The sequence below is a fragment of the Pseudochelatococcus lubricantis genome, assembly GCF_011762225.1.
Taxonomy (GTDB): Bacteria; Pseudomonadota; Alphaproteobacteria; order Rhizobiales; family Beijerinckiaceae; genus Pseudochelatococcus; species Pseudochelatococcus lubricantis.
Window position 1 is genome coordinate 567,630 of the sequence record NZ_JAASQI010000001.1, and the last position, 19,713, is coordinate 587,342.

The window sequence follows — 19,713 nt, forward strand, 5'->3', positions numbered from 1 at the left end:
CGGACCATGTTCAAGAAGATTCTCGTTCCGGTCGACCTGGCGGATCTCGATATCGCGCGCAAGGCTGTCGCGCGGGCGGCTGCGCTGGCGCGGGAATCGGGCGGCACCGTGCGGCTCGTCTATGTGCGCTCCGTGCTGCCGGTGTCGTTTGTGGAGTTCGTGCCGCCGGATTTCGACGAGGAGCAGGCGAAGCAGGCGGCCGACGACCTGACGGAGTTCGCCAAGAGCGTTCCCCTGCCGCCCGAGCGTGTTTCGACCGCTGTGCGGCTCGGCGCGGTCTACAATGAGGTGCTGGAGGAGGCGTCGGAGATGGGCGCGGACCTGATCGTCGTGTCTTCGCACCAGCCGGGCGTCTCGACCTACCTCATCGGCTCCAACGCCGCGACCATCGTGCGCCATGCAACCTGTTCCGTGCTGGTGCTGCGCGACTAGAGGCTGCCTTGTTTCAACGTAAACAGGACAGATTCCGGTTTCCGTGAATTGAGGCATGATCTGACACGCCAGCCGCCGAGCCGGTAAGCGACTCGGAAACGATGAAGGCCGGCGTCCTCGCGGGCGCCGGCCTTCCTATGAACAGGGTGAAGAGGCGGTCAGCGCTGGTGGCGAGGCCCGCCGGGGCCGCCGAGCGCATCGCGCAGCAGCACGCCAAAACGCCGCTTCTGGGCATCGTTCAGGCTGTCATAGAGCGGCTTGGCCGCCTCGGCCACCTTGGTGAGATTGTCCGCACGCGCCCGCAGGCCCTCGGCCTGCCAGGAGAGCACCTGCAGCACATCGCGGCGCTCGCGGCGTTCCCCGCTATCCGCCTCGCTGTCATCCTCGTCGCGGCCGGCGCGACGTTCGGCGAACCGTTCCGCACGCTCGTCGGCGATGCCACGCAGCGCGGTTTCAAGAGCGGTCCAGTGGGGCTCCTGCTCGGACGTGAGCTGCAGTCCGGCCTTCAGGGCCGCGAGTCGGGCGGCGACGAAAGCGGCGCGGTCCTCAGCGGAGAAGCGCGGACCCTGCTGGCGGTCGCGCTCGACCTTCTCCACCGCGGGCTTGCCGTCCTTCTGGTCGGCCTGGGCGAACGCGGGCGTCAGGCCGGCGAGAAGCAGGGCGGTGGAAGCGGCAACGATTGCTTTTTTCATATCCGGTCGTCCTTTCGGATCACTCTCGGTTGCGATGCAAAAAAATATGCCGCCGCCCCGGCCCGCATTCAAGTTAACTTTCCTTAAGGTGGCAGAAGCCATTATTAAGTTTATGTAACATATGAAATAATAAAGAGAAATTGTAGTTAAATATCTAAATTTTTTATTAAAAAATCATCAAATAATATAGAATTTTTTTATTAATTACGTATTTTGATTTTCTTTAAATAATAAAATAAAGGAATTTTGAATTATGTTCATTAATTGTTCTTGAGTGGCGCTGATGCCTGTACTATTGTGCTCGCACATGGAGCGCCGGTGTGCGGTTTTCGGGGATGATGGATGGTTGCGCGGGTTGCGACGGTTGCTTTCGAGGGGATCGAGGCGCGCCCCGTCGACGTGCAGGTGCTCGTGTCGTCGGGGGTGGTGGCGTTTTCCGTCGTCGGCCTGCCGGACAAGGCGGTCGGCGAATCGCGGGAGCGCGTACGCGCCGCGCTTGCGGCCTCCGGGCTGGCGATGCCTGCGAAGCGCGTCACCGTCAATCTCGCGCCGGCGGATATGCCGAAGGAGGGCTCGCACTACGACCTGCCGATCGCGCTGGCGGTCATGGCGGCGATCGGCGCCATTCCGGCCGATGCGCTGGCCGGTTACGTCGTGCTCGGCGAGCTGGCACTCGACGGCACGTTGGCGCCGGTGGCGGGCGCGCTGCCGGCGGCCATGGCCGCGGCGGAACGCGGGCTCGGCCTCATCTGCCCGGCGGCCTGCGGTCCGGAGGCGGCATGGGCGGGCGGCGATCTCGACATCGTGGCGCCTGCCTCGCTCGTGCAGCTCGCCAACCATGTCAGGGGCACGCAGGTGCTGGCGCGTCCCTCGCCGGCGGTGGAGCGGGCAGGCGCGCCGATGCCCGATCTCGGCGACATTCGCGGGCAGGAGAGCGCGCGCCGCGCGCTGGAAATCGCCGCGGCCGGCAGCCACAACCTGCTGCTGCACGGCCCGCCCGGCAGCGGCAAGTCGATGCTCGCGAGCCGCCTGCCGTCGATCCTGCCGCCACTGACGCCGCGCGAACTGCTGGAGGTGTCGATGGTCCATTCGGTCGCGGGTCTCCTTGCCGAAGGCGCGCTCACGGACAGGCGGCCGTTCCGCGCCCCGCATCATTCCGCCTCCATGGCGGCGCTTGTCGGCGGCGGCGTGCATGCGCGGCCCGGCGAAGTGTCGCTGGCGCACAATGGTGTGCTGTTCCTCGACGAATTGCCCGAGTTCGCGCCCCAGACGCTCGACGGCCTCCGCCAGCCCATGGAGGCCGGCGAGGTGCTGATCTCCCGCGCCAACAGGCGGGCGGTCTATCCAGCGCGCTTCCAGCTCGTCGCTGCGATGAACCCCTGCCGTTGCGGCCATGCGACGGAACCGGGCTTCGCCTGCCGGCGCCAGCCCAACGACCGTTGCATGGCGCAATATCAGGCGCGCCTTTCCGGCCCGCTGCTCGACCGCATCGATCTCGCCATAGAGGTGCCGGCGGTGACGGCCGCCGATCTCATCCAGCCGCAGGCGGCGGAAAGCTCGGCCGCCGTCGCCGCGCGGGTGGCGCGGGCGCGGGACATGCAGGCGCGCCGCTATCGCGCCCTCGGCCTCGCCGCCGGCGGAACCAACGCCCACTGCCCGCCGCCGCTGCTGGAGGAGGTGGCGCAGCCGGACGGCGCGGGCCTCGTCCTGCTGCGTGACGCGGCCGACTCCATGCGCCTGTCGGCCCGCGGCTATCACCGCGTGCTGCGCATGGCGCGCACCCTCGCCGACCTCGACGGTGAGGAGAGAGTCGGCCGGCGGCATCTGGCGGAAGCGTTGTCCTATCGCGGCGGCGTCGGGCGGATCGCGGCGGCGGCGTGAGAGGAATGGTTGTTGCGTGCATGCAACAGTTTTTTATCAACATGCATATTCCGCCCGGTGTTAACCGCATTGCAATAACTTGCTGGCGGCGGGCGCGTCATGGCCCTATGGTAACAGGCAAGGGACAGTCGACGCAGTCTGGTGAGCGTGAGCATGATCATAGACGTAAACGAAACAGGCGATCTCCATGACGTGATGGACGAGAAGCGGGCAGCGCTCTTCTATCTGAAGGAGGCGTTCGCGGAGGCGCAACTCGACGGTCTGGACGAGGATTGCATCGCGCATGCGGCGCTGTTCGCCGCTTTTCATACGCTGGTCGCCACCTACGGCGAGGAAGCCGTGGCGGATTTCGCCGAGCGCCTGCCCGACCGCGTCCGCGCCGGCTGCTTCTCGTCCCGCCCCCGCCACTGAAGGCCGGGTGCGTTTTCAGGGAAGCTTCTCAGCCCGCAAGCCGCCGTTCCCACGTCCATGCATGGCGAATGATGGTGGAGAGGTCGTCGAAACGCGGCGCCCATCCCAGCGCGAGGATGCCACCGTTGGCGGCGATCAGCGAGGCGGGGTCGCCGTCGCGCCGCGGCGCATCGCGGGTTTCGACGGCCTGGCCGGTGACGGCGCGCACCGTGGCGACGACGTCCCGCACCGACGAGCCGTGCCCGTAGCCGCAATTCAGCGTCAGATTGCCGCCCCCGTCGCGCAGATGCGCGAGCGCCAGCATATGGGCGCCGGCGAGGTCCGAGACGTGGACGTAGTCGCGCAGGCAGGTGCCGTCGGGCGTCGGATAATCTTGGCCGAACACATCGATATGGGACCGGCGGCCGAGCGCCGCGGCGAGTGCGACCTTGATGAGATGGCCGGTCGGCGTCGACTGGCCGGCACGGCCCAGCGGGTCGGCCCCGGCGACGTTGAAATACCGCAGGATGGCGAATTGCAGGCCGTGCGCCGCCGCCGTGTCACGCAGCATCTGCTCGACCATGAGCTTCGACCAGCCGTAAGGGTTGATCGGCGCCAGCGCCGTCGTCTCGGGAATGGGCGACACCGTTGCATCGCCATAGACGGTGGCGGTGGAGGAGAAGATAAAGCGTTTCACACCCTGCCGGACGGCGGTCTCGATGAGCGCGCGGGTCCCGACCACGTTGTTGAGATAGTACCCCAGCGGATCTGCGACCGATTCCGGCACGCTGATGCTGCCCGCGAAATGGATGATCGTGTCGACGGCATGGTCGCGGACGATGCGCGCGACCAGCCCCGCGTCACCAGCGTTGCCTTCGTAAAAGGGCGTGGCGCCGGGAATGGCCTCCCGGCGGCCGACGGAGAGGTCGTCGAGCGCGACGGCCGCCTCGCCGCGGTCGGCGAGTTCGAGCACCATGTGGCTGCCGATGTAGCCAGCTGCGCCTGTGACGAGAACGGCCATTTGAACTCCATGTCCAGGATAGATGACGTGGCGAATCTCCGACATATATGTCGGAGGTTCCCGAAAGTCAGCAGGTTTGTGAAGGGTGCGCCATGCGGCTGAAAAGCGAAATCTGGGTGTCGGCTTATCTGCGCCGCTGCGCGGTGGAGGGGGCTTTCGCGGTGTTGCGCCGGCGCGGCGCGGCGGAGGCGGGCGCGATCTTCGTGCTGGTCGACCGGCTCGACGGCACGGCCCGGCTTTTCGGTCCCGCGCCGCAGAGCCTGGCGGACGAGGATGCGGGCGTGCGCCTCTTCGCGCCTGTTCCCCTGAAGTCCGGGCCGACGCCGGCTGCCGCGGAAGAGCGGTTGCGGCGCGAGATCGACTTCGATTCCGATCTGTGGATTGTCGATGTCGAGGATCGCGAGGGGCGACATTTCCTCGATCTGGCGCGGGAATAGGGTAGCGAAAGCGAAGCCGGAAGCACCCCGCCGCTCCACCCGTCTGTCTTCGCATCAGACCGGCAGTTCCCCGTCCCAAGGCGGGGAGGGGGAGAAGCGCTCGCCCAGGAAATCGATCAGCGCGCGCACCTTGGCCGGCGGCTGCCGGTCGTGCGGGAACACGGCGTAGACGTTGCCGGTGTCCACCAGCGGCCGGTCGAGGAAGATCGGCTTCAGCCGGCCGGCGCGGATCGCGTCGCCGACAAGGAAAGTTGGCTGGTAGATGATGCCCTGTCCGGCTTCCGCCGCGATGACGAGCACGTCGCCGTTGTTGACGCGCAGGTTGCCGGACACGCGCACCGTCTCGCCTGTATCGCCGAACGGCCAGCGGTCGGCGCCGAGGCGCTGGGACAGCGTGTAGCCCAGGCAGTTGTGGCGGGCGAGGTCGGCCATGGAGCGGGGCGTGCCGTGGTGGTCGAGATAGGCCGGAGCGGCGCACAGCAGGTTGTGGCAGGGCGCGAGCTTGCGCGCAATCAGCCGGGAGGGCGCCAGCGTGCCGATGCGCACGGCGACGTCCCAGCCCTCGTCGACGAGATCGACCACACGGTCGTTGAGCCCGAGTTCGATGTCGAGCTGCGGATGCGCCGACAGGAACGCCGGCAGGGCTGGCGCGATCTGGCGGATGCCGAAGGAAAATGGCACGTTGAGGCGCAACACCCCGCGCGGCTCGACGTTGCCGGCGCCCGCCTCGGCCTCGGCTTCGTCCACTTCCGGCAGGATGCGCAGGCAGGCGTCGTGAAAGCGCCGGCCCGCCTCGGTCAAGGTCAGGCGGCGGGTTGTGCGATGCAGCAATTTCGTGCCGAGCCGTGCCTCAAGGGCCGCGACATGTTTCGTGACCATGGTTTGCGACATGCCGGAAAGCCGCGCCGCGGCAGTGAAGCTGCCGGAGGCGACCACTTTCGCGAACACGCTCATGCCCGTCAGCCGGTCGAGCATCGTCCACCCCTCGTCGTCATCAATCTCACACCCCTGGTTATAATTATAATGCACGCAGACGTGATTAACACCATGGGTGAAATTAACGATATTGCTTTGCAGCATTGCGGCCACTTCCGTCACCGGTCTCCGGCGGCCGCATTTCCGACACCGCAAGGAGCAACCCATGTCACTGATCGCCACCCTTGACAATTTCCGTCCGAAGGCGCTCGCCGTCCTGCGCATCGCGTCGAGCCTGTTCTTCCTGCAGCATGGCCTCGCCAAGCTTATCCGCTTCCCCTATGTCGAGCAGCTTGCGAATGTCCCGCTGCTGTCGCAATTCGGCATCGGCGGCATCATCGAGGTAGTGGGCAGCGTCCTGATCCTGATTGGTCTCTATACGCGCGCGGCCGCCTTCGTCCTTTCCGGCCTCGCGGCGGTGGCGTACTTCCAGTTCCACAGCCCGCACAGCTTCTTCCCGATCCTCAACGGCGGCGAGCTGGTGGCGCTGTTCTCGTTCGTGTTCTTCTACCTGATTTTCGCCGGCCCCGGCGCCTGGAGCCTCGACGGCCGTCGCGGCGAGGCGTGATACGCGCCGTGATGTGACAGAATGCGAATGACATCTCGCCGGGCGTTTCCTTTCCGGAATGCCCGGCGTCCCGGGGGGCAAAGGCAACAACAACGTTACAGAAAGCCACGATCATGACCAGACTTCCCGTCATCGAACCCGAACTGACGCCACGGCCCATCGATCCGGGCGTGCGTATCGGCCATGTGCATCTCAAGGTCGCCGATCTCAACCGCGCGCTCGCCTTTTATAACGGCGTGCTCGGCTTCGAGCTGATCCAGCGCTATGGCACGCGGGCGGCCTTCGTCTCCGCCGGCGGCTACCACCACCACATCGGGCTCAACACCTGGGAGAGCGCCGGCGGCCGCCCGCCCGCACCCGGCACCACGGGCCTGTATCACCTGGCGATCCTCTATCCCACGCGCGCCGCCCTCGCCGATGCGCTGCGCCGGCTGATCGCGGCGGGCATCGAACTCGACGGCGCGAGCGACCACGGCGTCAGCGAGGCGCTCTATCTGCGCGATCCGGACCAGAACGGCGTCGAGCTTTACTGGGACCACCCGCAGGACGAATGGCCGCGCAACCGCGACGGCGTGCTCACCATGGTGACGGAGCCGCTCGACCTGCGCGGGCTGCTGGCGGCGGTGTAACTCCGGGCATTCTCCGGTTTTTCCGAAGCGGAGAGGCGCGCCGGCGGGATCACATGTCCGTGTGCCGCGCCGCTGCGCGACGCCTGCGGACGGAGGGAGAAGAAGGACTGGGCGCCGGATCCTCCATCGGCCAGTCGACGATGCGCGCCGGCAGGTCGTCGACGGCGATCTCCTCCTCGGTCGCGGAAATGCGCCCCCGCGCCGAGATGCCAGCGCTGTGCACCGTTTCCGGATCGCCCGACACCAGCGGATGCCACCAAGGCAGGTCCGCACCCTCGCGGATGAGGCGATAGCCGCACGTCGGCGGCAGCCAGGTGATGCGCGCCACCTCCTGCGGGGTGAGGCGGATGCAGTCCGGCACCTTCTGGCGCCGGTTGGCATAGTCGCTGCAGCGGCAGGTGCCGGCGTCGAGCAGCTTGCAGGAAACATCGGTGGCGTAGACCCGTCCGGTGTCCTCGTCCTCCAGCTTGACGAGACAGCAGCGGCCGCAGCCGTCGCACAGCAGTTCCCATTCCTCCGGCGACATCTCGTGGAGCTTCTTTGTCTTCCAGAAAGGCAGGTCGGAACCGCTCAACGTGGTTTCTCCGGGAACAGGGCGTGGCGGTCGCGACGGCCGTGGCGCGGGGCGCCCGGCGGCGGATCGGGACGGCGATGTGAGTTCCATACAACAATGTTTGCCAAAGCACACCCCGGTTAAGGATGTCGATCTTTGATGGGCGGCATGCGATTGCGATGCGACCAAATGTGAACTACCAAAGGAGCAGTCATCAGCCTCGCCCCGGGGAGCGATCGCGGTGTTCAGGTTCGGCAGGCCATCCCTTTCCAAGCGTCTGAAGCGCGCCGCGCTTGCTGTTGACTCGTGGCTGGACGCCTCCCTCTACAGCGCCGGTTCGGGGTTCGGGGAAATCTGGCAGAAGATCTCCGCGCGCATGGACAGGCTCGCCGTCACCGGCGTGCGGCGCGTGCTGGTGGAGTGCGCCAGCGAGGCGGCGACGCTGTCGGTGGCCGGCGGCATGCTGCTGCTGGCCTTCGCCCAGTCCGCCTTTCAGGAAACGAGCGACGACTGGCTGAAAAAGCCCGAGTTCGCCGTCACCTTTCTCGACCGTTACGGCAACGAGGTCGGGCGGCGCGGCATCCTGCACGACGATTCGCTGGCGCTCGACGAATTTCCCGATGTGCTGATCAAGGCCGTGCTCGCCACGGAGGACAGGCGCTTCTACCAGCACTTCGGCATCGACGTCATCGGCACCATGCGTGCGTTGACTGCGAACGCGCAGGCGGATGGCGTGGTGCAGGGCGGCTCGTCCATCACCCAGCAGCTTGCGAAGAACCTGTTCCTGAGCAACGAGCGCTCGATCGAGCGTAAGGTCAACGAGGCATTCCTGTCGCTCTGGCTGGAGTCGCGCCTGTCGAAGAACGACATCCTGAAGCTCTACCTCGACCGCGCCTATATGGGCGGCGGCACGTTCGGCGCGGCGGCGGCGGCGGAGTTCTATTTCGGCAAGTCGGTGCGCGACGTGACGCTGCCGGAGGCGGCGATGCTGGCGGGCCTGTTCAAGGCGCCGTCGAAGTACGCGCCCCACGTCAACCTGCCGACCGCCCGCGCCCGCGCTTCGGACGTGCTCGGCGCCATGGTCAACGCCGGCTTCATCAGCGACGGGCAGGCCGAAATCGCGCGGCGCAACCCGGCGACGCCGGTGGACCGAGAGCGGGACGCGAGCCCCGACTATTATCTCGACTGGGCTTTCGACGAAATCCGCGCCATGGCGCAGGAAGGCGCGCTGCGGGGCGAACGGGTGCTCATCGTCAAGACGCCGCTCGACATGTCCGTCCAGCATCTCGCGGAGACCTCGCTGGAGGAGGGCCTGCGCCAGGACGGCAAGCGCTGGGGCGTGAAGCAGGGGGCTATCGCGGTGCTCGATCCCGATGGCGCGGCGCGCGCCATGGTGGGCGGGCGCGACTATGGCGAAAGCCAGTTCAACCGCGCCACGCATGCGCTGCGCCAGCCGGGCTCCTCCTTCAAGCCCTTCGTCTACGCGGGCGCGATGATGGACGGCCTCGTCACGCCGGACAGCACCATCGTCGACGGCCCGACCTGCATCGGCAACTGGTGCCCCAACAACTACAGCCGCGGCTATGCCGGCCGCATGACGCTGACGGCCGCGCTGCAGCGCTCCATCAACACGACGCCCGTGCGGCTCACCCTGATGATGGGCAAGGGCAACGCCCGCAACGGCCTCGCGCGCGTGATCGAGATGAGCCACGCCATGGGCATCACCACGGAGCTGCGCAACACCGCGCCGCTGCCCATCGGCGCGGAAGGCGTGCGGGTGCTCGACATGGCGGCGGGCTTCGCCGTGTTCGCCAACGGCGGCCTGCGCGCGAAGCCCTATGCGGCGGTGGAAATCCGCAACGGCCACGGCGACGTGATCTGGCGGCACGACCGCGACGCGGGTGAGCCCGCGCGCGTGCTGACGCCGGAGGTCGCGGCTGGTATGAACTTCATGATGAACAAGGTGGTGGAAGCCGGCACGGGCCGGCGTGCGCGCATCGAGGGCGTTCCCGTCGCGGGCAAGACCGGGACGACGAACGCCTACCGCGACGGCTGGTTCGTGGGCTTCACCGGCAATCTGGTGGCAAGTGTCTGGCTCGGCAACGACGACTACAAGCCCGCGAACCGCATGACCGGGGGCACGCTGCCGGCGCAGATATGGCAGATGATGATGGTGCGCGCCCATCGCGGGCTGACGCTGCGACCGATTCCCGGTGTCGACATGGTCCCGGCGGCCGCGACCGCGAGCGCGGCGGAGGCGGCGGAAGACGAAGCCGGCGCGCCGATCAACCTTTCCCGGCAGTCCTATGAGCTGCTGCAGGGCATGAACACGCTTTTCCACGAGGCATCCGCGACCCTGCCCGGCGGCACGGCGAAGGCGGCCGCGCAGGGCGATGCAGCGATTCCGCGCGCGGGGGCGGGAACGGCCGCGGCCGCGGAGGCGCCCGAGGCGCTTCACCTCGCGGCGCGCAACGTCGCGGTGCCGGCACAGGCGGGCGAGGCGGCGCCATGACGGCTGCCATGAGAGGCGCCACAAGGGGCGCCACGGGGCGGGACGGCCTGACACGCGCGGCGGCCGGGCGGTTCCGTGGCGGCGCGCGCTCCTTGGGCTTGCGTTGATTCCGTGCGCGTCATTCTCGCCATCCTCACCGCCCTTTTCATCGCCGCCGCGACCGGTCTCGGCTCGGCCTGGTATCTGACGCGCGGCGAGCCGCCGCTCGGCGGGGTGCAGGTGGGGCCGTGGACGGCGTGGCCGGACGTCGGCTCGCCGGCCATCGATCCCTATGCGCGGGCGATCGTGGCGCGCACAGGGGCGCTGCCGCTCGGCGCGGGCGAGGGGCTTGCCCTCACCGCGACTCATGACAGCGAAGGGCGGGCGCTCGACGGCGCCTGCACCTATTCCATGCGCGGCGCCCTGCCGCCCTCGCGGGCGTGGACGCTGACGGTCTACGATGCCGACGGCCGTTTGCCGGCCAACGACACCGGCCGCAACGGCTTCACCTCCTACGAGTTGCTGCGCCGCCCGGACGGCACGGCGGAAATCCTGCTCTCGCGCGCGGTCGAGCCGGGCAACTGGCTGATGCTGCCGCAGACGCAGCGCTTTTCCCTCATGCTGCGCCTCTACAGCGCACCGCTTGCCGCGATCACTGGCGCCGTGGAGGCGGCGGCGCTGCTCGCCATCGACAGGCTGGCCTGCCCGTGAGATCGTGACGATGAAAGCGCGCGCATGAAGAGCACCAGAGTCCTCAAGCCCAACATCCCGGGCGGCCCGGCGCGCCGGTCGGCGCGCGGCGGGCGCTTGCGGCGGGCGGTGGCGTGGCTGACGAGCACGATGCTTTATGCGCTGGCGCTCGGTCTCGCGCTTGGCGGGCTCGTTCACATCGTGACCGTGTTCGCCATCCCGCTGGTGGGATCGAGCGACGCCGTCAGCCGTCTGTCGCGCGAGTTGGCGCCGGATGTGCCATCCGCGCAGACGGGGGAAATCGGCGCTGGCGGCTTCGTGCCGCCGTGGCCCGACCCCGCTTTCGTCACCACCTATTGCCGCTTCGACCTGACGCGCGGCCCGCAGCGGATCAGCGCCCGTGCCGGCGACGGATTCGCCGGCCTTTCGCTGCACGGGCAGGGCGGCGGCGTGCTTTATGCGGTGACGGACGAAATCGCGCAGGACGGCGAGCTGGTACTGCTGGTGCTCACGCCCGAGCAGGCCGCTGACGACCCGGGCGAGGCCGGCGCCGAGGTGCGTTTCGTCGCGCCGGTGAACCGGGGCATCGCGACGACCACGGGCCTCGCCGTCTATCGCGTGCTGGCGCCGCTGCCGAGCCTGCGGGAAAAGGCGCGCGAGACGGCTGCGTCGCTTCGCTGCGAGGAAGCGGCGCCCTGACGCGCGCGCCTCTGGCAAACCGCCGCGATCCGGGGTATGGAGGCGCATGGCTCCACCTCTGCTTCTCCTTCAGGATATTCGCCTCACGTTCGGCGGCACGCCCTTGCTCGAAGGCGCGGAACTCTCCGTGTCGGAAGGCGAACGCCTGTGCCTCGTCGGCCGCAACGGCTCCGGCAAATCCACGCTGCTCAAGATCGCGGCCGGGTTCGTGCAGGCCGACTCCGGCACGCGCTTCGTGCAGCCGGGCTCCACCGTGCGCTACCTGCCGCAGGAGCCGGACCTGTCCGGCTTCGGGAGCACGCTTGCCTATGTCGAGGCCGGACTCGCGCCGGGCGACGACACCTATCGCGCCGCCTATCTGCTGGAACAGCTCGGCCTCACGGGTGCGGAGGAGCCGTCGAACCTCTCCGGCGGCGAGGCGCGGCGGGCGGCGCTGGCGCGGGCGCTGGCGCCCGAACCCGACATCCTGCTGCTCGACGAGCCGACCAACCACCTCGACCTGCCGGCCATCGAATGGCTGGAAAGCGAGATCCGCGCCATGAAGTCAGCGCTGGTGCTGATCAGCCACGATAGGCGCTTCCTCGAAAACCTCTCGCGCGCCACCGTCTGGCTCGACCGGGGCGTCGCGCGCCGCCTCGACAGGGGCTTCGCCGCTTTCGAGGAGTGGCGCGACGCCGTGCTGGAGCAGGAAGAGGTCGAGCACCACAAGCTGGCCCGCCGCATCGCCGCCGAGGCGGACTGGATGCGCTACGGCGTCACCGCCCGGCGCAAGCGCAACATGCGCCGCGTGCGCGAACTGCAGGACATGCGCAAGGCATTCCGCGAGCACCGCCGCGCGGCAGGCTCCGTCACCATGACGGTGACGGAGGGCGAGACGTCCGGCAAGCTCGTCGTCGAGGCGAAGAACATCGGCAAGCGCTTTGGCGACCGTGTGATCGTGGATGATTTCTCCATCCGCATCCTGCGCCACGACCGTATCGGCATCGTGGGGCCGAACGGTGCGGGCAAGACGACGCTGCTCAACATGCTCACAGGCGACCTCGCGCCCGACAGCGGCTCCGTCAAGCTCGGCGCGAACCTGCAGATGGCCTTCCTCGACCAGCGCCGCGCCACCCTTGCGCCCGAGACGACCCTGAAGGACGCGCTCACCGGCGGCGGCACCGACACGGTGACGGTGGGCGGCGTGGTGAAGCACGTCGCCAGCTACATGAAGGACTTCCTGTTCTCGCCGGACCAGCTCAACACGCCTGTTTCCGTGCTGTCCGGCGGCGAGCGGGGGCGGCTCACGCTGGCGCGCGCGCTGGCGCTGCCATCGAACTTCCTGGTGCTCGACGAGCCCACCAACGACCTCGACCTAGAAACCCTCGACCTGCTGGAGGAGATGATCGCCGACTATCCCGGCACGGTCATCCTCGTCAGCCACGACCGCGATTTCCTCGACCGCACCGTCAACGCCGTGGCGGTGGCCGAGGGCAACGGGCGCTGGCAGGTTTACGCGGGCGGCTACACCGACATGCTCGCCCAGCGCGGCGAGGGGGTGACGGCGCGCAAGGCCGACAGCAGGCCCGCGGCCGAAAAGTCGAAGGCCCCGGCACCCGTGGCGCCCGAGGCGGAGAGGAAGCGCAAGCTCACCTTCAAGGAAAAGCACGCGCTCGACACACTGCCCGAGCGCATCGCGGCGCTGGAGCGAGATATCGCCAAATTGCAGGCGCTGCTCGCCGATCCCGAACTCTACACCCGCGAGCCCGCCAAGTTCGAGAAGGCCAACACGCTGCTGGCCCGCGCCGAGCAGGAGCGCGCCAATTGCGAGGAGGAATGGCTGCGGCTCGAACTGCTGCGCGAGGAACTGGAAGGCTGATGCCGGAGGCCGTTCCCGCCGCCATCCGCATCGACCGGCCGGACGATCCCCGCATCGCCGCTTACACGGACATCCGCGAGCGCGATCTCGTTGGCCGTGGCCGGCGCTTCGTCGCGGAGGGCGAAACGGTTCTCGCCGTGTTGCTGCGCCAGAGGCTGCACGCCATCGAATCGCTGTTCATCCTGGACAAGCGCCTGCCGCTGCTCGCCGGTCTGCTGGCGCGCCTGCCGGACGGCGTGCCGCTCTACACGGCGAGCCGGGAGGTGATGGACGCCGTTGCCGGCTTCCCCATCCATCGGGGCATTCTCGCGGTGGGGCGGCGTGGCGAGCCCGGGGAAGCAGGGGCGTTTCTCTCCCGCCTGCCGGAACGGGCGCTCGCGGTCGGGCTCGTGGGGCTTGCGAACCACGACAACGTCGGCGGCATCTTCCGCAACGCGGCCGCCTTCGGCGCAGATGCGGTTCTGCTCGACGGGACGAGTTGCGACCCGCTTTATCGCAAGGCGATCCGCGTGTCGGTGGGCGGGGCGCTCTGCGTGCCGTTCTTCCGCGCCGCCTCCGCCCACGCGCTGGTCGATGTTCTGGAAGGCGCCGGGTTCGCTGTGCTGGCCTTCAGCCCGCGTGGGAGGGAAGAACTGTCGGCGCTCACGCCGCCGGCGCGCGCCGCGCTGCTGCTCGGCACCGAGGGGCCCGGTCTGCCCGACGACGTGCTGGCACGCTGCCGCACGGTCTCGATCCCGATGCACGGTGCGTTCGATTCGCTCAATGTCGCGACCACGAGCGGCATCGCCTTGCACCACCTCGCCCTGCACCACTTGGCCCTGCACCACCCGGTCAGCCGTTCAGCGCCGCGTTGAAGTGAGCGAGGAAGCGCGCCTTGGCGGTTTCCGCGTCCCACGGCTGCAGGAAATCCTCGCCGCCCCGTGGCAGCGGCACGATCTTGCCGAAGAAGCCGCGCGCCTCATCGAGATCGAAGCCGGCCAGCCGCGTCGCCTCGTAGAAGGCGGCTGCCCGGTCCGCGCGCTTGATGGCCCCCGCCAGCGCCGGCGACGGCTGCGGCGGCAGGCCGAAGCGGATGTGGATGGCTGCGAGCAGCCGCTTCTCGACGTCGCGGTAGCTGTCACCGAGCACGGCCTTGAAGGGCGAGATGATGTCACCGACCACGTATTCCGCGCCGTCGTGCAACAGCACGGCCAGCCGCGCCTCACGGGTCAGCGCCGGGTCGGCGGCGGCATCGGCGAACAGTTCCACCAGCAGCGTGTGCTGGGCGACGGAGAAGATATGCGCGCCCTTTGTCTGCCCGTTCCAGCGCGCGACGCGGGCAAGGCCGTGGGCGATATCCTCGATCTCGACGTCGAGCGGGGAGGGATCGATCAGGTCGAGCCGGCGGCCGGACAGCATCCGCTGCCATACGCGCGGCGTCCTGGAGGGGCGGGCGGCCATGGTCAGCAGCGAGGCGGAAGGGCGAGAGCGGCGCATTCGGCATGGCGGCAGCAATCGACCATGTGGTCGTTCACCATGCCGACCGCCTGCATGAAGGCATAGGTGATGGTCGGGCCGCAGAATTTGAAACCGGCCTGCTTCAGCGCCTTCGCCATCTTCTGCGACTGTTCCGTCTCCGCCGGCACGTCCGCGCGATTGCGGAAATGATTGATGCGCGGGCGGCCGTCGACGAAATCCCACAGGAAATCGCTGAAGGAACCGCGCTCCTGGATCGCCAGCCAGACGCGCGCGCTCTCGACTGTGCCGTTGATCTTGGCGCGGTTGCGCACGATGCCGGCGTCCTGCATCAGCGCCTCGACCTTCGCGGCGTCGAAGCGCGCGATCGTTCCGGGATCGAAATCGGCGAAGGCGGCGCGGAAGTTGTCACGCTTGCGCAGGATGGTGATCCACGACAGGCCCGCCTGAAAGCCGTCCAGAATGAGCTTTTCGAACAGCGCCCGGTCGTCGTATTCCGGCACGCCCCATTCCTCGTCGTGGTAGGCGACGTAGAGCGGGTCCTCGCCCGGCCAGAGGCAGCGGCTCCTGCCGTCCGGGTGCAGCTTCACGAAATCGCTGGCGGGCAGGTCAGTCATGCGGGGGCTCTTCCTCGCCGGGGAAGGGGAAGCGGATGAAGGCGGGCTTGTCGAGGGTCAGCGCGACGCCGTCCGCCGTCACCGGCTCGCCGGCGGCGATGGCCTCCGCCGCCCTGTCGAGGCGCAGGCTCGCCAGCGCCCGGCCCGGGATGGCCGTGCCGACGCGGCCGGAAACCTTGCCGCCCGTCAGCACGTCAGCCCCTTCGGCGGGGCCGGCGCCCTCGAACGTGACGGGCACGATGCGCGTGCGCGCCGTCTTGCGGTGGTGCATGCGCGAGACGACCTCCTGCCCCACGTAGCAGCCCTTGTCGAAGGCGACGCCCTGCAACTGGTCCATCAGCACCTCGTGCGGAAAGGCATCGCCCCACGGGAAGTCCTTTCCGCCCTCCGGCACGCCGAGCCGCACGCGGTGCGCGTGCCACGCCGCCGCGTCATCGCCCAGCGCCGCGACGCGCTCGCGCTCCGCGACGATCCGCGTGCCGAGTTCCGCCAGCCGCGGGTCGGTGAAGGCGATGCCGAGCCCCGCCGGCGGCGCGTCGTCGCCCCAGACGACGCCGACGCCCAATGTCTCCGACAGATCCTCGACGATGACCTTCGCACGCAACTTGTAGAAATTCAGCCGTCTGGCCAGCGTCTCGGCCTGATCGCGCGCGACGTCGAGCAGGAAGCCGCCGCCGCGCTCGTCCGGCATGGCGACGGCGAGGCCGTCGAACAGGATCTTGCCCTGCGGCGTCAGCAGCCCGAACCAGCGCGCCTCGCCGGGCGCCAGATTCTCGACGTGGCTGGTGACGAGGTTCTGGAGAAAATGGCGGGCTTCCTCGCCCACCACCTTCACCACGCCCCTGTCCGCAAGGAAAGTCTTCGGCATGGGATCAGAGTCCGAGTTTGCGCCGGCGCTGCGCCAGCGTGCGCAGACGCAGCGCGTTGAGGCGGATGAAGCCCTGCGCATCGCGGTGGTCGTACGCGACGGCGCCGTCCTCGAAGGTGACGAGGTCCTGATCGTAGAGAGAGAACGGGCTCTCGCGGCCCACGATATGCACGCCGCCCTTGTAGAGCTTGAGCCGCACCCGGCCGGTGACGAATTCCTGGCTGGCATCGATGAGCTTCTGCAGCAGTTCGCGCTCCGGCGAGAACCAGAAGCCGTTGTAGATAAGCTCGGCATACTTCGGCATCAGCTCGTCCTTGAGGTGCGCGGCACCGCGGTCGAGCGTGATCTGCTCGATGGCGCGGTGGGCGTACCACAGGATGGTGCCGCCGGGCGTCTCGTACATGCCGCGCGACTTCATGCCGACGAAGCGGTTCTCGACGAGGTCGAGGCGGCCGACGCCGTTGATGCGGCCCAGTTCGTTGAGCTTCGTCAGCAGGCTTGCCGGCGACAGCTTCTCACCGTCGATGGCGACGGCGTCGCCCTTCTCGAAATCGACGGTGATGTAGGTCGGGTGATCGGGCGCGGCCTCGGGCGAGACGGTGCGCGAGAACACGTATTCCGGCACTTCCTCGGCCGGGTCCTCCAGCACCTTCCCCTCGGAGGAGGTGTGCAGCAGGTTGGCGTCCACGGAGAAGGGCGCGTCGCCGCGCTTGTCCTTGGCGATCGGAATCTGGTTCTGCTCGGCGAATTCGACGAGCTTCGTGCGCGAGGTAAGGTCCCACTCGCGCCAGGGTGCGATCACGGTGACGTCCGGCTTCAGCGCATAGTAGCCGAGTTCGAAGCGCACCTGGTCGTTGCCCTTGCCGGTGGCGCCGTGGGAGACGGCGTCGGCGCCGGTCTTCTCGGCGATCTCGATCTGCTTCTTCGCGATCAGCGGACGGGCGATGGAGGTGCCGAGCAGATAGAGCCCCTCGTACTGGGCGTTCGCGCGGAACATCGGGAAGACATAGTCGCGCACGAATTCCTCGCGCAGATCCTCGATGAAGATGTTCTCGGGCTTGATGCCGAGCAACAGCGCCTTCTGGCGGGCGGGCTCAAGCTCCTCGCCCTGGCCGAGATCGGCGGTGAAGGTCACCACTTCCGCCTGATAGTTGGTCTGCAGCCACTTGAGGATGATGGAGGTATCGAGGCCGCCCGAATAGGCGAGCACAACTTTCTTCACACGCTTGTCTGTCATTGTCTGGTCCATGCGGCGGGCGACCCTCGCCGGGGGGTTTTATTGTCGTTGCCGGATTCCGGCCCTCATTGCGATCCGGCGACTATAGTAACACCGGCGCCGCGCGCAACCCTCCACTTCAAAGATGACCTTTGCGGCGGTCTCTGCTAGGAGGCTGCGAGAACCAGTCCGCCGGAAGGAAAGCCGCTCATGTCCGCCGCACCGCATGCCGCCCCCGCGCCTCTCGCCGCCCGTCCCTCCGGCCCGCTCGCGGGCCGCGCGCGCATTCCCGGCGACAAGTCGATCTCGCACCGGGCGCTGCTGTTCGGCCTGCTCGCCATCGGCGAGACCAGCGTGACCGGCCTGCTCGAAGGCGAGGACGTGCTGCGCACGGCGGATGCGGTGCGCGCGCTCGGCGGTGTCGCGGAGCGGCTGGGCGAGGGCGAATGGCGGGTCGTGGGCGTCGGCATCGGCGGCCTGCAGCAGCCCGCGGGTGTGCTCGACTTCGGCAATGCGGGCACGGGTTCTCGGCTCACCATGGGCGTCGCCGCCAGCCATCCGATCACCGCGACCTTCGACGGAGACGCCTCGTTGCGCAAGCGGCCGATGCGGCGCATCGTCGATCCGCTGGTGCGCATGGGGGCCGAGGTCGTGTCGGAGGCCGAGGGCGGGCGGCTGCCGTTGACGATTCGCGGCCCGCGCGAGACGGCGCCGATCGTCTATGAAACGCCGGTGCCCTCCGCCCAGATCAAGTCGGCCGTGCTGCTCGCGGGGCTCAACGCGCCCGGCAAGACCACGGTGATCGAGCAGGAAGCCTCGCGCGATCACACGGAGCGCCTGTTGCGCCACTTCGGCGCGGAGGTCGTCGTGGAGCCGCACGGCCAACACGGCAGGCGCATCACGCTCACCGGCCAGCCGGAACTGCGCGCGGCGCCCATCGCCGTGCCTGCCGATCCATCCTCCGCCGCCTTCCCGCTGGTTGCGGCGCTCATCGTGCCGGGCTCCGACATTGTGCTCGACAACGTGATGGTCAACCCGCTGCGCACCGGCCTGTTCGCCACCCTGCGCGAGATGGGGGCGGATATCGAGGAGCTGAACGCGCGAGAGGAAGGTGGCGAGACCGTCGCGGACCTGCGCGTGCGCGCGGGCACCCTGCGGGGCGTCGATGTGCCGGCCGAACGCGCGCCTTCCATGATCGACGAATATCCGGTGCTGGCCGTGGCGGCCGCCTTCGCTTCGGGCGAGACGCGCATGCGCGGCCTGCACGAGCTGCGCGTGAAGGAATCGGACCGCCTGCAAGCCGTCGCGGACGGGCTGGCGGCGGCGGGCGTCGGCGTGCGCATCGAGGGCGACGATCTTATCGTCACCGGCGGCAACGGCGAGGTGCGTGGCGGCGGCACGGCGGCGACGCATCTCGATCATCGCATCGCCATGGCGTTCCTGGTGCTGGGGCTCGCCGCGCGCGCGGGCATGCGCGTCGACGACGGCACCATGATCGCCACCAGCTTCCCGACCTTCGTGCCGCTGATGCGCGAACTCGGCGGCGACATCGACGCCGGACTGCAGGGTGGGGGAGCCGGCGCATGATCATCGCCATCGATGGTCCGGCCGCCTCGGGCAAGGGGACGCTCGCGAAAAGGCTCGCCGCGCATTTCGGCCTGCCGCATCTCGACACCGGCATGCTCTATCGCGGCGTCGCGCGGCAGATGCTGGACGAAGGCGCGCGTCTTGACGACGTCGACGCCGCGGCGGGGTTCGCCCTGAGTTTCGAGCCGGGCCTGATCGATGACGAGCGCCTGCGCGGCCGTGAGATGGGTGAGGCGGCATCCGTCGTCGCCGCGCATCCGCCCGTGCGCGCGGCGCTGCTCGCCCTGCAGCGCGCCTTCGCCGAGCAGCCGGGCGGCGCAGTGCTCGACGGGCGCGACATTGGCACGGTGATCTGCCCGGGGGCGGACATCAAGCTGTTCGTGACCGCGACCCCCGAGGTGCGGGCGCGGCGGCGGGCGCTGGAACTCGCGGGACGCGGCGAGCCCGTCGACGAAGCCGCGATCCTCCTGGACATCCGCCAACGCGATGCCCGCGATTCGCAGCGCGACGCCGCTCCGCTCGTAAAGGCGGACGATGCCGTGGTGATCGATACGTCGGCGCTCGACGTGGCGGGCGTTGTGGCGTCGGCGCTCGCCATCATCGAGGGCAAGAGGCACCGGATCATTTCATCGTTTCAGTGAAACGATCCGGAGG

21 protein-coding genes are annotated in these 19,713 nt (G+C 68.5%); 13 read left to right on the top strand and 8 right to left on the bottom strand.

Translation table 11 applies throughout. The annotated features are described in order from the left end of the window. Positions 1-6: 6 nt before the first annotated feature. The gene (locus FHS82_RS02445; RefSeq protein WP_166948312.1) at positions 7-432 is read left to right on the top strand and encodes a universal stress protein; all 426 of its coding nucleotides are present in this window, start codon (positions 7-9) and stop codon (positions 430-432) included. Positions 433-590: 158 nt separating this feature from the next. On the opposite strand, the gene FHS82_RS02450 is transcribed toward FHS82_RS02445, so the two are convergent. Continuing rightward, positions 591-1,124, bottom strand: a complete 534-nt coding sequence (locus tag FHS82_RS02450; RefSeq protein WP_166948313.1) for a Spy/CpxP family protein refolding chaperone — start codon at positions 1,122-1,124, stop codon at positions 591-593. Between the two features lie 342 nt (positions 1,125-1,466). Here FHS82_RS02450 and FHS82_RS02455 point away from each other — a divergent pair, with 342 nt between their 5' ends. Both FHS82_RS02455 and FHS82_RS02460 read left to right on the top strand, forming a co-directional pair. Then, on the top strand, positions 1,467-3,005 hold the full coding sequence (locus FHS82_RS02455; RefSeq protein ID WP_166948314.1) for a YifB family Mg chelatase-like AAA ATPase: 1,539 nt from the start codon (positions 1,467-1,469) through the stop codon (positions 3,003-3,005). A 153-nt stretch (positions 3,006-3,158) separates the two neighbouring features. Further along, positions 3,159-3,416, top strand: a complete 258-nt coding sequence (locus tag FHS82_RS02460) for a hypothetical protein (protein ID WP_166948315.1) — start codon at positions 3,159-3,161, stop codon at positions 3,414-3,416. Positions 3,417-3,444: 28 nt separating this feature from the next. Here FHS82_RS02460 and galE read toward each other — a convergent pair whose 3' ends face one another. Next, positions 3,445-4,416, bottom strand: coding sequence for a UDP-glucose 4-epimerase GalE (gene galE, locus FHS82_RS02465; RefSeq protein ID WP_166948316.1), 972 nt, complete (start codon positions 4,414-4,416; stop codon positions 3,445-3,447). Positions 4,417-4,508: 92 nt separating this feature from the next. On the opposite strand from galE, the gene FHS82_RS02470 reads away from it, so the two are divergent. Beyond that, positions 4,509-4,853 (top strand): DUF1491 family protein, encoded by a 345-nt coding sequence (locus tag FHS82_RS02470; RefSeq protein WP_166948317.1) that lies wholly within the window; start codon positions 4,509-4,511, stop codon positions 4,851-4,853. A 54-nt stretch (positions 4,854-4,907) separates the two neighbouring features. On the opposite strand, the gene FHS82_RS02475 is transcribed toward FHS82_RS02470, so the two are convergent. Beyond that, a complete protein-coding gene (locus tag FHS82_RS02475; protein ID WP_166948935.1) occupies positions 4,908-5,828 on the bottom strand; it encodes a LysR family transcriptional regulator in 921 nt (306 codons plus the stop codon). A gap of 166 nt (positions 5,829-5,994) precedes the next feature. Here FHS82_RS02475 and FHS82_RS02480 point away from each other — a divergent pair, with 166 nt between their 5' ends. Beyond that, the gene (locus FHS82_RS02480) at positions 5,995-6,396 is read left to right on the top strand and encodes a DoxX family protein (RefSeq protein ID WP_166948319.1); all 402 of its coding nucleotides are present in this window, start codon (positions 5,995-5,997) and stop codon (positions 6,394-6,396) included. 113 nt (positions 6,397-6,509) lie between these two features. Beyond that, positions 6,510-7,025, top strand: a complete 516-nt coding sequence (locus FHS82_RS02485; RefSeq protein WP_166948322.1) for a VOC family protein — start codon at positions 6,510-6,512, stop codon at positions 7,023-7,025. Between the two features lie 49 nt (positions 7,026-7,074). On the opposite strand, the gene FHS82_RS02490 is transcribed toward FHS82_RS02485, so the two are convergent. Further along, positions 7,075-7,689, bottom strand: coding sequence for a YcgN family cysteine cluster protein (locus FHS82_RS02490; protein WP_166948325.1), 615 nt, complete (start codon positions 7,687-7,689; stop codon positions 7,075-7,077). Between the two features lie 130 nt (positions 7,690-7,819). Between FHS82_RS02490 and FHS82_RS02495 the strand changes: the two genes are divergently transcribed. The 5 genes from FHS82_RS02495 (at position 7,820) to FHS82_RS02515 (ending at position 14,170) form a co-directional block, all read left to right on the top strand. Beyond that, complete coding sequence (locus FHS82_RS02495; protein ID WP_166948328.1) at positions 7,820-10,090, top strand: PBP1A family penicillin-binding protein; 2,271 nt, start codon at positions 7,820-7,822, stop codon at positions 10,088-10,090. Between the two features lie 111 nt (positions 10,091-10,201). Further along, positions 10,202-10,780 carry a DUF1214 domain-containing protein gene (locus FHS82_RS21015; protein WP_343042484.1) on the top strand — a complete coding sequence of 193 codons (579 nt, stop codon included), beginning with the start codon at positions 10,202-10,204 and terminating at the stop codon, positions 10,778-10,780. Between the two features lie 24 nt (positions 10,781-10,804). After that, positions 10,805-11,458, top strand: a complete 654-nt coding sequence (locus tag FHS82_RS02505; RefSeq protein ID WP_166948343.1) for a DUF1254 domain-containing protein — start codon at positions 10,805-10,807, stop codon at positions 11,456-11,458. Positions 11,459-11,504: 46 nt separating this feature from the next. Beyond that, entirely contained in the window at positions 11,505-13,316 is a 1,812-nt protein-coding gene (locus tag FHS82_RS02510; RefSeq protein ID WP_166948346.1) for an ABC-F family ATP-binding cassette domain-containing protein, read from the top strand. After that, positions 13,316-14,170, top strand: coding sequence for a TrmH family RNA methyltransferase (locus tag FHS82_RS02515; protein ID WP_166948348.1), 855 nt, complete (start codon positions 13,316-13,318; stop codon positions 14,168-14,170). The genes FHS82_RS02510 and FHS82_RS02515 overlap by 1 nt, the downstream gene beginning before the upstream one ends. Here the strand turns inward: FHS82_RS02515 and FHS82_RS02520 are convergent. From FHS82_RS02520 to FHS82_RS02535, 4 genes are read right to left on the bottom strand one after another with little or no spacing between them, the layout of a single operon-like run. After that, positions 14,148-14,792, bottom strand: coding sequence for an HD domain-containing protein (locus FHS82_RS02520; protein ID WP_377700233.1), 645 nt, complete (start codon positions 14,790-14,792; stop codon positions 14,148-14,150). The two genes, FHS82_RS02515 and FHS82_RS02520, sit on opposite strands and share 23 nt — an antisense overlap. Further along, positions 14,759-15,388: a DNA-3-methyladenine glycosylase I gene (locus FHS82_RS02525; RefSeq protein WP_166948350.1), complete on the bottom strand. Its 630-nt coding sequence runs from the start codon at positions 15,386-15,388 to the stop codon at positions 14,759-14,761. Before FHS82_RS02525 ends, FHS82_RS02520 begins: the two co-directional genes overlap by 34 nt. Next, positions 15,381-16,256 (bottom strand): CAF17-like 4Fe-4S cluster assembly/insertion protein YgfZ, encoded by an 876-nt coding sequence (ygfZ, locus tag FHS82_RS02530; RefSeq protein WP_166948352.1) that lies wholly within the window; start codon positions 16,254-16,256, stop codon positions 15,381-15,383. The genes FHS82_RS02525 and ygfZ overlap by 8 nt, the downstream gene beginning before the upstream one ends. 4 nt (positions 16,257-16,260) lie before the next feature. Then, complete coding sequence (locus tag FHS82_RS02535; RefSeq protein ID WP_166948354.1) at positions 16,261-17,493, bottom strand: argininosuccinate synthase; 1,233 nt, start codon at positions 17,491-17,493, stop codon at positions 16,261-16,263. A gap of 189 nt (positions 17,494-17,682) precedes the next feature. On the opposite strand from FHS82_RS02535, the gene aroA reads away from it, so the two are divergent. Both aroA and cmk read left to right on the top strand, forming a co-directional pair. Further along, on the top strand, positions 17,683-19,059 hold the full coding sequence (gene aroA, locus FHS82_RS02540; RefSeq protein WP_166948356.1) for a 3-phosphoshikimate 1-carboxyvinyltransferase: 1,377 nt from the start codon (positions 17,683-17,685) through the stop codon (positions 19,057-19,059). Continuing rightward, the gene (cmk, locus tag FHS82_RS02545) at positions 19,056-19,700 is read left to right on the top strand and encodes a (d)CMP kinase (RefSeq protein ID WP_166948358.1); all 645 of its coding nucleotides are present in this window, start codon (positions 19,056-19,058) and stop codon (positions 19,698-19,700) included. The genes aroA and cmk overlap by 4 nt, the downstream gene beginning before the upstream one ends. The last annotated feature ends 13 nt before the right edge of the window (positions 19,701-19,713 follow it).